Raw genomic sequence first — 12,443 nt, forward strand, 5'->3', positions numbered from 1 at the left:
GGGGCCTACTTACTCGGGCGGTTCGCTGGTTTGGCGGGTGCGGGTCTGTTGTGGCTGGTCGCGCAGTTCCCCGCGCCCCTTTACGGCGTTGTGGTGACTGGGCGTTTAGCGTTGCTGTGTGTCCTACTTTGATGCCGCTTCGGCCGCTCCGCTTCATCCTGTTGCTCGGCAGGCCTTGCAGGCCTCTCTTGATGAGGGGTGGGCCGATCCGTCGCGGCTCTACCGCGAGGGGCGGCGGGCTCGGTTGTTGTTGGATGCTGCTCGGGAGGCTGCTGCTGAGGCTGTGGGGTGTCGGGCCGATGAGCTGGTGTTCACGTCGTCGGGTACGCGGGCTGTGCACTCGGGAATCTCGGGGGCGTTGGCGGGGCGGCGGCGGGTGGGGCGTCACCTGATCGTGTCAGCGGTCGAACATTCCTCGGTGCTGCATTCGGCCGACGCGCATGAGGCGGACGGCGGGACGGTGACGCAGGTTGCCGTGGACCGGACGGGGGCGGTGGCGCCTCAGGTGTACGGCGCCGCTCTTCGGCCCGATACCGCGCTGGCCTGTCTGCAGTCGGCCAACCATGAGGTGGGTACGGAGCAGCCGGTTGCCGCTGTGGCGGAGTTGTGCCGGGAGGCGGGGGTGCCGTTGCTGGTGGATGCGGCGCAGTCGCTGGGGTGGGGGCCCGTCGAGGGTGAGTGGTCGTTGTTGGCAGCCAGTGCGCACAAGTGGGGTGGGCCTTCGGGGGTCGGGCTGCTCGTCGTGCGCAAGGGGGTGCGGTTCGCCGTTCAAGGGCCCGTGGACGAGCGGGAGTCGGGGCGGGCGGCCGGGTTCGAGAATCTGCCGGCGATCGTGGCGGCGGCGGCCTCGTTGCGGGCGGTGCGGGCGGAGGCGGCGCAAGAGGCGGTACGGCTGCGGGAGTTGACGGAGCGGATCCGGGCTCGGGTGGCGGAGTCGGTGCCCGATGTGGAGGTGGTGGGGGATCCAGTGCGGCGGCTGCCCGGGATCGTCACCTTCTCCTGTCTCTATGTCGACGGGGAGACATTGCTGCACGAGCTGGATCGTGCCGGTTTCTCCGTGTCGTCCGGGTCGTCCTGCACGAGCAGCACGCTGACGCCCAGCCATGTGCTGAGGGCGATGGGGGTGCTGAGTGAGGGAAACGTGCGGGTTTCGCTGCCGTCCGGGACCGCGGCGGAGGACGTCGACCGGTTCCTGGAGGTGCTGCCCGGGGCCGTGGCGGGGGTGCGGGAGAAGCTGGGGGCACCGGCACCCACGACGACGACCGTGCGGGAGAACGTCCTGGTCGTGAACGCCCTCGGCAAGCGGTGCCCGATCCCCGTGATCGAACTGGCGAAGGTCATCGGCGACGTACCCGTCGGCGGCACTGTCCGAGTGCTGTCCGACGACGAGGCAGCACGGCTGGACATTCCGGCGTGGTGCGAGATGCGGGAGCAGGAGTACGTAGGAGAAGAACCGGCGGAGCAAGGAACGGCGTACTTGATCCGCCGGGTGAGCTGAACGCCCTCAAGGGGCGCGGGGAACTGCGCGACCAGCCCCGACGGATCCGCAGTCGACAACGGACCCGCCGAGGCAGACGCGTAGTCGAACGTCAGCCCAGGTGAGCCCTGACTTCCTCGGCCGCGTCATGCCCGTACGCCTTCGTGAACCGATCCATGAAGTGCGCCCGGCGCAACTGGTACTCCTGGGTACCCACCGTCTCGATGACCAGCGTCGCGAGCATGCAGCCAACCTGCGCCGCACGCTCCGGCGAGACACCCCAGGCAAGACCGGAGAGGAACCCGGCACGGAACGCGTCGCCGACACCCGTGGGGTCGGCCTTGCGCTCCTCCTCCGGGCAGCCGACCTCGATCGGGTCCTCGCCGACGCGCTCGATGCGGACGCCGCGCGAGCCGAGCGTGGTGACGCGGGTGCCGACCTTGGCGAGGATCTCGGCGTCGGTCCAGCCGGTCTTGGACTCGATGAGGCCCTTCTCGTACTCGTTCGAGAAGAGGTACGTCGCCCCGTCCAGCAGGATCCGGATCTCGTCGCCGCTCATGCGGGCGATCTGCTGGGAGAAGTCGGCGGCGAACGGAATGGACCGGGAGCGGCACTCCTCGGTGTGGCGGAGCATCGCCTCCGGGTCGTCGGCGCCGATCAGGACCAGGTCGAGGCCGCCGACGCGGTCCGCGACGGTCTTGAGCTCGATGAGGCGGGCCTCGCTCATCGCGCCGGTGTAGAAGGAGCCGATCTGGTTGTGGTCGGCGTCGGTGGTGCACACGAAGCGGGCGGTGTGCAGCGTCTCGGAGATTCGGACCGAGTCGGTGTCGACGCCGTGCCGGCCGAGCCAGGCGCGGTAGTCGTCGAAGTCGAAGCCGGCGGCCCCGACCAGGATCGGCTTGGTGCCGAGCTGGCCCATGCCGAAGGCGATGTTCGCGCCGACCCCGCCCCGGCGTACGTCGAGGTTGTCGACCAGGAAGGAGAGCGAGACCGTGTGCAGTTGGTCCGCGACGAGCTGGTCGGCGAAGCGGCCGGGGAAGGTCATGAGGTGGTCGGTGGCGATGGAGCCGGTGACTGCGATGCGCACGGCTAGGTATCTCCAACGGATGCGGAGGCGGATTGACAGTTAACGCTACCGGGTCGGCGTGGTGACGTTGAAGCGACCAAAACTACCCGATAGTAGATCTTTCTTGCCGACTCGGACGTGCATACGGTGCCGTTATGACGAAACTCGACGTCCATGCTCCGGTCCCGGTCGATCTGGAAGGCGATCTGGCGTCGCTGCGCGGCGACTGTGCCCGGATGGCTCCCCACTGGACGGTTCCGGACCGGAGCGCCGCCCTTCCCGTCTCCCCCTCCCTCATTCACGGGGTGAGCGTGCCGAAGAAGTCCGCGCGGCTCCTGGACGCCATGTCGGACTACGGAGACTGATTCAGCGCCGTCAGGGGAACCGCGCGCTCCCCCGCTGCGTCCCATCGCTGTCCCCCGTAGAGGGGATGCGGAATACGACCCCTCGCCCGCGCCGAATTGGCAGGGCCGGGTCAACAGGGACAGCTGTGCAGGCGAAGGAGCGATGCAGTGAACACCGAGCGACCCGACAACGACGACGCGGGCGCCTCCGGCAAGGACGCCGAGGAGGCACGGGCGGAGAAGGGCCCCGTCGGTGCCGCCGAAGACGCGGGGCCGACTCGGGACGCCACTGACACCGCCGGGAAGGATGCCTCGGAGGAGCAGGGCGCCCGGGAGGCGGACGAAGGCACTTCGGCGGAGAGCGACAGCTCCGGGGGCGAGGCACCTGACGCGGCAGCGCCCGGCGCAGAAGCGCCCGACGCCACAGCCGAGGCCGAGGAAGCACCCGACCCCGCCCTCGACACCGACGCCCCCGCCCCCGCCCCCAGTGCCGAAGCACCCCCCGCCGACACCTCCGACCTCCACGTGGTCGCCCCTGAAGAAGGCTCCGCGCCACGGCCCCCTCGGCGTCGTTCTCCCGTCGCCATCGCCTCCGTCGCCGCGGCCGTGCTGCTCGTCGGTGGTGGTGGGGCGTACTTCGCCGCCACCGCGTCCGGTGGCTCGGAAGGGCGTACGTCGTCCGGGGCGCCCGGCGGCGACGGTACTCCCCCGCCGCTCGCGCTCGACGGGTACTCCGAGGGCAGCGCGGGGATCGCGCCGGGCGAGCCCGACCCGAACGGGGTGACGTACAAGGCCGAGGGCGAGATGCCGGACGGCCCTGAATCCGCACCGGTGTACCGGGTGAGCGGTGAGGTCACCGAGGGTCAGGTGGCCGAGCTGGCTGCCGCACTGGGCGTGGACGGGACGCCGGTCGCCCAGGGGCAGGCCTGGACGGTGGGCGCGCAGGACGCGGCGGGGCCGAGTCTGCAGGTGAACAAGGCGGCGCCGGGTACGTGGACGTTCCACCGGTACGCGCCCGGGACGGACGCCTGCGAGAGCACCACCGTCTGTTCCAAGGACCCCGCCAATCCGGCGGACGATCCGGTGAGCCCCGAGGCCGCCGAGCAGGCGGCCGCGCCGATCCTCAAGGCCGTCGGACAGGACGACGCCAAGATCGACACCAGCCAGGTCATCGGCGCCCAGCGCGTGGTGAACGCGAATCCGGTGGTCGACGGCATGCCGACGTACGGCTGGACGACCGGACTGACGATCGGCGCCGAGGGCGAAGTCGTGGGCGGCAGCGGTCAGTTGAAGGCGCCGGCGAAGGGGGACACGTATCCCGTGCTGAGCGCCGAGAAGACGCTGGGGCTGATGAACAAGGCGCCGGCGGCCGACCACCGGATGGGCATCGGCGGGTGCGCCAGTCCCGTACCGCTGAAGGACCGGATGGAGGCGCCGTGCGGTTCGGAGAGCGGCGCGCCGCAGCAGACGATCACTGTTGAGAAGGCGGTGTTCGGGCTGGCCTCGCACACCGTGGGCGGGCAGCCGGCGCTGGTGCCGTCCTGGCTGTACGAGGTGCGGGCGCCGGGCGCCGAGGACGCCTTCACGGTGACGCATCCGGCGGTCGACCCGAAGTACCTGGCCTCGCCGGCGACCTCCGCGCCGAGCGGGCAGCCCAGCACGCTGCCGACCTCGCCCGGCGACGAGCCGACCGCCGCGCCGGCCCCTCGCAAGGTGACGGTGCAGGGCTACACCGCCGAGGGCAGCGAGCTGACCGTGGCCTTCACCGGCGGGGTCTGCGCCGACTACGAGGCGACGGCGACCGAGGACGGCGACAAGGTGACGGTCACGGTGACCGAGAAGCCCTGGACGGGCAAGGTCTGCATCATGATCGCGAAGGAGTACCACCGGCTCGTCCAGCTGGACGAGCCGCTGGGCGACCGGAAGGTCGTCGGGGTGGACGGCAAGGCGGTCCCGTTGGAGAAGGCGGGGGCGCGGCTGCCGGAGACGTCCGGGGCCCGGTGATCTGCCGCACACCAGCGTGAAAGGCGGCGGCCCCCTCGGAGGGGGCCGCCGCCTTTCACATCACGCTTGAGGCCTGGGCCCCACTGAAGCTCGAGGCTTAGTTGAAGGAGTCACCGCAGGCGCAGGAGCCCGTCGCGTTCGGGTTGTCGATCGTGAAGCCCTGCTTCTCGATGGTGTCCACGAAGTCGATGGAGGCACCGCCCAGGTACGGCGCGCTCATGCGGTCGGTGACGACCTTGACGCCGCCGAAGTCCTTGACCACGTCACCGTCGAGGGAACGCTCGTCGAAGAAGAGCTGGTAGCGCAGGCCGGAGCAGCCGCCGGGCTGAACGGCGACGCGCAGGGCCAGATCCTCACGGCCTTCCTGGTCGAGCAGGGCCTTGACCTTCGCCGCGGCGGCGTCGGACAGGATGATGCCGTCGGTGACGGTGCTGGTCTCGTCCGATACGGACATCTACATCTCTCCCGGGTAGTACGGAGACTGCTTGCCGACGGTTGCAACCGGCGCGGCCGCGGATTCATTCCGGGCACGCCCGAGACTTTCCCTTGGCTTGTCTCTTCATGCTCGCACATGCGCCCGGAAGCGCACAGCGGCCTGTGGACAAGCGCACAGCGGCCCGTGGACAGCGGCACGGACAACGCGACAACGCCATGCGACGACGAGGTGTCGGGATTCACGTCACATCGACACGATGGCCATCGTCAAACTGACGTGAAGCGGTTATGATAGATAGCGTCAAATCGACGAGAAGTCGCTTCTTCTCGCCGGTGAACGGTGTCCCGCATGTCCCGCCGACCCGCCCCCGGGCCGGCGAGCCGCAGAACAGAAAGGGTGCGTGTCGTGACCACCGCCCAGACCCAGGAGCTCGACGTACAGCCGACGCCCCTCGCCCTGCTGCTCCTCGGCCGTGAGGCCGACCCGAGGAGCGAACGCGGCGTCGAGTGTCCCGGTGACCTGCCCTCGCCGTCCGACCCGGACCTGGTCGAGCGTGCCCGCGCGGCCAAGGCCAAGCTCGGCAGCAAGGTCTTCGTGCTCGGCCACCACTACCAGCGCGACGAGGTCATCCAGTTCGCGGATGTGACCGGTGACTCGTTCAAGCTGGCCCGGGACGCGGCAGCGCGCCCCGAGGCCGAGTACATCGTGTTCTGCGGTGTGCACTTCATGGCCGAGTCGGCGGACATCCTGACCTCCGACGACCAGAAGGTCGTCCTGCCCGACCTCGCCGCCGGCTGCTCCATGGCAGACATGGCGACGGCCGAGCAGGTCGCCGAGTGCTGGGACGTGCTGACCGAGGCCGGGATCGCCGAGCAGGTCGTCCCCGTCTCGTACATGAACTCGTCCGCTGACATCAAGGCGTTCACGGGCAAGCACGGCGGCACGATCTGCACGTCCTCCAATGCCCAGCGGGCCCTGGAGTGGGCCTTCGAGCAGGGCGAGAAGGTCCTCTTCCTGCCCGACCAGCACCTCGGCCGCAACACCGCCGTCCGCGACATGGGCATGTCCCTCGACGACTGCGTGCTCTACAACCCGCACAAGCCGAACGGCGGGCTGACGCCGGAGCAGCTGCGCAACGCCAAGATGATCCTCTGGCGGGGTCACTGCTCGGTGCACGGCCGCTTCAGCCTGGACTCGGTGAACGACGTTCGTGAGCGCATCCCCGGCGTCAACGTCCTGGTCCACCCCGAGTGCAAGAACGAGGTCGTCGCCGCGGCGGACTACGTCGGTTCGACCGAGTACATCATCAAGGCGCTGGAGGCGGCGCCGGCCGGCTCCAAGTGGGCCATCGGGACCGAGCTGAATCTCGTGCGCCGACTGGCGAACCGTTTCGCGCCCGAGGGCAAGGAGATCGTCTTCCTCGACAAGACGGTCTGCTTCTGCTCGACCATGAACCGCATCGACCTGCCCCACCTGGTCTGGGCCCTGGAGTCGCTGGCCGAGGGCAACCTGGTCAACCGGATCGAGGTCGACAAGGAGACCGAGGCGTTCGCGAAGCTGGCGCTGGAGCGGATGCTGGCGCTGCCTTAGGACCGCCGTGCTGCCGTAGGACCGTTGCGAGGAGTGCTCACCCCGAGTTCCGCTCGGGGTGAGCCGGGTCGAGCGTGAAGACGGTGCCGTCCGGGGTGTTCACGATCAGCGCGCCGCCGTACGACCGCACCTCGGACTTGGTCGTTTCGCCGCTCGCGAGCTGCTCGGCACGCGCGCCCGTCTCCCACAGCAGCGTGCCCCTGCGTCCGTCGAGGGCCGCGACCCGGCCGCTGAGGCTGGCCACATACAGGGTGCGGGTGCGGGCGTCGTACGTGGGTCTGCCCGAGCCCTCGGCGTCGGTCCGGTTCTGCCACAGCTGTTTGCCGGTCAGCGGGGACACGGCGGTCACCTGGCCGTTGGCCGCGGTGATCCACAGGGTGTCGGCGGCCAGGGTCACCGCGCCCTCGTAGGTCTTCGGCAGTTTCGTGGTGGCGAGGGCGCCGGTGTCCGGGTCGATCAGCAGGACCGTGCTGAACGTCAGCTCCTCGGGGCGCGTCGGTCCTGTGGGGCCTACCGCGAAGGCCAGCCTGCCGTCGACCGTGCCGAGCAGGCCGGTCGTGTACGGGATCTTGAGGCGCCGGACCACCGATCCGTCGGCCGGCTTCAGCTCCAGGAACTCGGCGGCCTGGGTCTCGTCGTCCGGGAAGCAGTGCCTGTACAGGCCGGAACCGACGGTCAGGAACTGGCAGTAGTTGTCGGCGGGCACCTGTGTGGTCCACCGATCGGTGCCGGTGCGCGGTGAGCGGGCGGTCACCAGACGGCCGCTGCTGTCGACGGTCAGGACGAGGTCGCCGGAGAGCATCTGGTCGATGCCCGCATCGTTCACGTCGCGGGACCACAGCTGCTTGCCGCTCTCCGTATCGAGGGCGACGACGCTGGTCCTGTCCACGGAGGCGCCCTCGTAGACGGCCTGCCGCAGGAGCACCGCGCCGTCCCGCACGCCGAGGAGCGTGAAGTTGTTCAGCGCCGTGTCGCCGGAGTCGGCGGACGCGAGGGAGGAGCGCCAGACGGTGGTGCCGGTACGGCCGTCCAGACGTACCGGAAGGATGTTGTTGCCCGCGCAGTAAACCGCGTCCTCGTACCTCCGGCAGGTGACGTCGGTCGGGGAGCCGCTCTCCTTCCCCAGCGGCTTGGCCTCGCCCCGCTGTGCCGTCTCGTACGCCGTCGTCTGCCAGGACTGCCAGCCGGTGGGCGGCGCCGCCCACCGGGAGGCCGCGATCGGTGCGCTCGCCGCCTCCTCAGGCTCCGCGAATCCCGGCCCGTAGGTTGCGTAGCCGAGCAGCCCCAGGGCCAGCACACCCACCGTGCCGGCCGCCGCCAGCAGCGGGCGGGCCCGGCGGCCCCGGCGGAGGACCCGCGGGAGCTTCGTCGACGCCGCCGGGTCCGCCCCGGAGGCGGTCTCCTCGCTGGTCTCCAGCGCATCCCGGCGGAGTGTGACGGTGGCCGGGTCGGCGGGGTTCGCTTCGGGCAGAGCGTCCGCGAACTCCTGGGCCAGCTCGTCCAGTTCGGGACGGTCCGCGGCCTCCTTCGCCAGGCAGCGCTCCAGGACCGCGCGCAGAGGCTGTGCCACGCCATCCAGCTTGGGCGCCTCGTGGACGACCCGGAAGGCGGTCAGATAGGGGCTGTCGGCGTCGAAGGGCCCCCGCCCGGTGACCGAGAACACCAGCAGCGCCCCGAGCGAGAAGACGTCCGAGGCGGGGCCGACCGTGCGGGCGTCGGTGAACTGTTCCGGGGACATGAAGGGCGGGGTGCCGATCATCTGGCCGGTCTCGGTCAGGGTGTTGTGGTTCTCGGCCGCGCGGGATATCCCGAAGTCGATGACGCGCGGGCCGTCGTCGGCGATCAGGACGTTGGCCGGCTTGAGGTCGCGGTGCACGACCCCCGCCCGGTGGATGTCCCGCAGCGCCTCCACCAGCCCGAGGGCGAGCCGCCGCAGTTCGGTGCCGCGGAGGCCCCCTTGGTCACGGATCCGCTGGGCGAGCGAACTGCCGGGCACATACTGGGTCGCCATCCAGGGCCGTACGGCCTCCGGGTCGGCGTCCACGACCGGTGCGGTGAAGGCTCCGCTCACCTTGCGGACGGCCTCGATCTCCTGCCGGAACCGGGCGCGGAAGACGGTGTCCTCGGCGTACTGGGCGTGCACCACCTTCACCGCGACGTCACGGCCCGAGCGCGATCTGCCCCAGTAGACGATCCCCATGCCGCCGGTCCCGAGCCGGTCCACGAGCTTGTAGCCGCCGACCGATTTCGGGTCGTCCTTGTGCAGTGGCACGCCCGGATCCCCTTCGCCGCAAAGCAGTTCGGGCACAGGATACGTAACGGCGAAACGGCGGCGGCCGGGGACCGATCCGTGGGTGGATCGGTCCCCGGCCGCCGGTGATCAGGCCGTCACACGCCCGCGGGCTCCGGCTCCTCGGAAGCCGGCGTCGGCTGTGAGGGCAGCTTCGCCTGCCGCTTCGCCTCGCGCTTCTTCGCCCGGCGCTCCTTGCGCAGTTCGAGCATCGCGTAGAGCGTCGGGACCAGGAGCAGGGTCAGCAGGGTCGACGTGATCAGACCGCCGATCACGACCACCGCCAGCGGCTGGGCTATGAAGCCGCCCTCGCCGGTGACGCCCAACGCCATCGGGAGCAGGGCGAAGATGGTCGCCAGGGCCGTCATGAGGATGGGGCGCAGCCGGTGGCGGCCACCCTCGACGACCGCCTCGACGACGCCGTAACCCTGCCTGCGGTACTGGTTGATGAGGTCGATCAGCACGATCGCGTTCGTCACCACGATGCCGATCAGCATCAGCATGCCGATCATCGCGGGGACGCCCATCGGGGTGCCCGTCGCGACCAGGAGGCCGATGGCGCCCGTGGCCGCGAAGGGGATGGAGACCAGCAGGATCAGCGGCTGGACCAGCGAGCGGAACGTCGCGACCAGCAGCATGAAGACGATCGCGATGGCCGCCAGCATCGCCAGGCCCAGGTTGGCGAACGCCTCGTCCTGGTCCTCGGAGACACCGCCGATCGCGGCCGTGGCACCCTCCGGGAGGTCCAGCGAGTTGATCTTCGACTGGAGGTCCGTGCTCACCGCGCCGGTGTTGTCGCCGGTCGGCCGGGCCGTGATGGTGGCCGCGCGCTGACCGTCGATGCGGGTCATCGACACCGGCCCGTCGACCATCTGGACCGTGGCGATGTCGGACAGCTTCACCGGACCGAGGCGCAGCGCCTTCAGCTCGGCCAGCGTCTCGGCGGGCTTCGCCGACCTGATGACGACGTCGCGCTCGGTGTCGTCCAGGGTCGCCTTGGCGGCGGTGGTGCCCTTGACCGCCTGGGCGACGGCCGCGCCGAGCGTGGTGTCGTCGAAGCCGGCCGCGGCGGCCTTGTCGTTGGCCCTGACCGAGATCCGCGGCACGCTCTGCGCCAGGTCGCTGCTGACGTCGGTGACGTCGTCGAGGCCGGCGACCGTCTTGCGGACCTCCTCGGCGGCCTCGCGCAGCACGCCCGCGTCGGCGGCCTTCACGACCACGCTGAGGTCCTGGCTGCCGAAGCCGTCACCGGCCGCGATGGTCGTCGTACCGATGCCGGACAGCTTCTTCAGGCCGTCCTCGATACGGCTCTGCACCTCGTCGTACGACGCCGAGTCCTCCAGCATCACCTGGTACGACGCCTGGTTGGTGTCCGTGCCGCCGCCGAAGGCCGCCAGGAAGCCGGACGAGCCGACGGTGACCTGGTAGTCCTTCACGCCCTCGACGGAGCCGAGCAGCTTCTCGACCTTCTTCGCCTGCTCGTCGGTCGCCGCCAGGCTGGTGCCGGGCTTCAACTCCTGCTTGACGGTGAGGACTTCCTGCTCGCCCTGGTCGAAGAAGTTGGTCTTCAGCAGCGGCGCCATGCCGAACGTGCCGATGAGGACCACGATCGCGAGCGCCACACTGGTGAGACGGCGGCGGGTCGCGAAGCGCAGGACGGGGACGTAGAGGCGCTGGAGACGGCTCTTGGCCTCCTTCTCCTCCGCCAGGCTGCGGGCTTCTTCGGCGTCCTCGGGCGTGCCCTTGGGGGCGCGCAGGAACCAGTACGACAGAACGGGTACGACCGTCAGCGAGACCAGCAGCGACGCGAGCAGCGCCGCCGTCACGGTCAGGCTGAACGAGCCGAACAGCTCGCCCACCATGCCGCCGGTCAGGCCGATCGGGAGGAAGACGGCGACGGTGGTGAGGGTCGAGGAGGTGACCGCGCCGGCGACCTCGCGGACCGCCTTGAGGATGGCCTCCTGGCGCTCCTCGCCGTAGCCGAGGTGCCGCTTGATGTTCTCCAGGACCACGATCGAGTCGTCGACGACCCGGCCGATGGCGATGGTGAGCGCGCCGAGCGTCAGCATGTTGAGCGAGAGGTCGCGCGTCCACAGGACGATCAGGGCCAGCACCACCGACAGCGGAATGGAGACCGCGGTCACCAGCGTCGAGCGGATCGACGCCAGGAACACCAGGATGACGAGAACCGCGAAGAGCAGACCGAGCCCGCCCTCGGTGGTCAGACCGGAGATGGACTTGGAGACCGCCGGGCCTTGGTCGCTGACGACCGTGATGGTGGCGCCGGCGCCCAAGTCCTTGCGCATGTCGGCGAGTTTGTCCTCGACCGCGTTCGAGATGGCGACCGCGCTGCCGTCCTGGTCCATGGTGACGCTCACGGCGAGGCTGGGCTTGCCGTCGGTGCGGGTGAGGGAGTCGGCCGTGGCCTGCTCCTGCTCGACACTCGCCACGTCGGCCAGACGCACCGGGTCGCCGCCGCCCTCACCGGTGACCATCAGGTCCTGGATCTGCTTCAGGGAGGTGAAGCCGCCGCCGACCTGGACGGTGCGGTTGTTGCCGGCCTCGTCGAAGGAGCCGGCCGGGACGGTTGCGCCGCCCGCCTGGAGCGCCTGGGCCAGGGCCTGCGAACTCAGGCCCGCCTTGGCGAGCTTCGCCTCGTCGGGGGTGACGGTGACCTGGAGGTCGCGTACGCCGTCGACGGTGACCTGTCCGACGCCGTCGATGTCCTTCAGGTCCGGTACGACGGTCCGGTCGAGCCGGTCGGCGAGGGCCTGCTGGTCCTGGTCGGAGGTGACGGCGAGGACGACGGTCGGGATGTCGTCCGTGGAACCGGCGACGACCTGCGGGTCCACGTCGTCCGGGAGCTGGACGCGGGCGCGGTTGACGGCCTGCTGGACGTCGGCGACGAGCTGCTCGGTGTCGTTGCCGTAGTCGAAGGAGGCCATGATCAGGGCGTTGCCCTCGCTGGCCGTGGAGGTGACACCGGTGATGGCGTCGACGCCTTCGAGCGCGTCCTCGATGGGTTCGACGACCTGCTTCTCGACCACGTCCGGGGACGCGCCCTGGTACGGGGCGAGCACGGACACCATGGGAAGTTCGATGGAGGGCAGCAACTGCTGCTTGAGCTGCGGGATCGCGATCGCTCCGAACGCGAGCGCGACGATCGACATCAGCCCTATGAGGGCCCGTTGCGCGAGGCTGAATCTTGACAGCCAGGACATGGGTCAGCGTCTCTC

The 12,443-nt window shown here is 70.1% G+C and carries 8 protein-coding genes; 4 read left to right on the forward strand and 4 right to left on the reverse strand.

Annotated elements, in window-relative coordinates; genetic code table 11:
• Positions 1-118: 118 nt before the first annotated feature.
• Positions 119-1,498: a cysteine desulfurase/sulfurtransferase TusA family protein gene (locus KCH48_RS21015; protein WP_210576197.1), complete on the forward strand. Its 1,380-nt coding sequence runs from the start codon at positions 119-121 to the stop codon at positions 1,496-1,498.
• A 91-nt stretch (positions 1,499-1,589) separates the two neighbouring features.
• Here KCH48_RS21015 and KCH48_RS21020 read toward each other — a convergent pair whose 3' ends face one another.
• Positions 1,590-2,564, reverse strand: coding sequence for a carbohydrate kinase family protein (locus KCH48_RS21020; RefSeq protein WP_210576198.1), 975 nt, complete (start codon positions 2,562-2,564; stop codon positions 1,590-1,592).
• Between the two features lie 134 nt (positions 2,565-2,698).
• On the opposite strand from KCH48_RS21020, the gene KCH48_RS21025 reads away from it, so the two are divergent.
• Together KCH48_RS21025 and KCH48_RS21030 are read left to right on the forward strand one after the other, a co-directional pair.
• A complete protein-coding gene (locus KCH48_RS21025) occupies positions 2,699-2,908 on the forward strand; it encodes a hypothetical protein (protein ID WP_210576199.1) in 210 nt (69 codons plus the stop codon).
• A gap of 147 nt (positions 2,909-3,055) precedes the next feature.
• Entirely contained in the window at positions 3,056-4,891 is a 1,836-nt protein-coding gene (locus tag KCH48_RS21030; RefSeq protein WP_210576200.1) for a hypothetical protein, read from the forward strand.
• Between the two features lie 97 nt (positions 4,892-4,988).
• Here KCH48_RS21030 and KCH48_RS21035 read toward each other — a convergent pair whose 3' ends face one another.
• Complete coding sequence (locus KCH48_RS21035; RefSeq protein WP_127180523.1) at positions 4,989-5,345, reverse strand: iron-sulfur cluster assembly accessory protein; 357 nt, start codon at positions 5,343-5,345, stop codon at positions 4,989-4,991.
• A 387-nt stretch (positions 5,346-5,732) separates the two neighbouring features.
• Between KCH48_RS21035 and nadA the strand changes: the two genes are divergently transcribed.
• Complete coding sequence (nadA, locus tag KCH48_RS21040) at positions 5,733-6,917, forward strand: quinolinate synthase NadA (RefSeq protein ID WP_210576201.1); 1,185 nt, start codon at positions 5,733-5,735, stop codon at positions 6,915-6,917.
• Between the two features lie 37 nt (positions 6,918-6,954).
• Here nadA and KCH48_RS21045 read toward each other — a convergent pair whose 3' ends face one another.
• Both KCH48_RS21045 and KCH48_RS21050 read right to left on the reverse strand, forming a co-directional pair.
• The gene (locus tag KCH48_RS21045) at positions 6,955-9,189 is read right to left on the reverse strand and encodes a protein kinase (protein ID WP_210576202.1); all 2,235 of its coding nucleotides are present in this window, start codon (positions 9,187-9,189) and stop codon (positions 6,955-6,957) included.
• A gap of 116 nt (positions 9,190-9,305) precedes the next feature.
• Complete coding sequence (locus tag KCH48_RS21050) at positions 9,306-12,428, reverse strand: efflux RND transporter permease subunit (RefSeq protein ID WP_210576203.1); 3,123 nt, start codon at positions 12,426-12,428, stop codon at positions 9,306-9,308.
• Between the last annotated feature and the right edge of the window lie 15 nt (positions 12,429-12,443).

This window comes from Streptomyces sp. GESEQ-4 (genome assembly GCF_017948455.1).
GTDB lineage: Bacteria > Actinomycetota > Actinomycetes > Streptomycetales > Streptomycetaceae > Streptomyces.

Coding starts and splice junctions, on each gene's coding strand:
- KCH48_RS21025 (WP_210576199.1), top strand. CDS start 2,699: ATGACGAAACTCGACGTCCATGCTCCGGTCCCGGTCGATCTGGAAGGC.
- KCH48_RS21035 (WP_127180523.1), bottom strand. CDS start 5,345: ATGTCCGTATCGGACGAGACCAGCACCGTCACCGACGGCATCATCCTG.
- KCH48_RS21050 (WP_210576203.1), bottom strand. CDS start 12,428: ATGTCCTGGCTGTCAAGATTCAGCCTCGCGCAACGGGCCCTCATAGGG.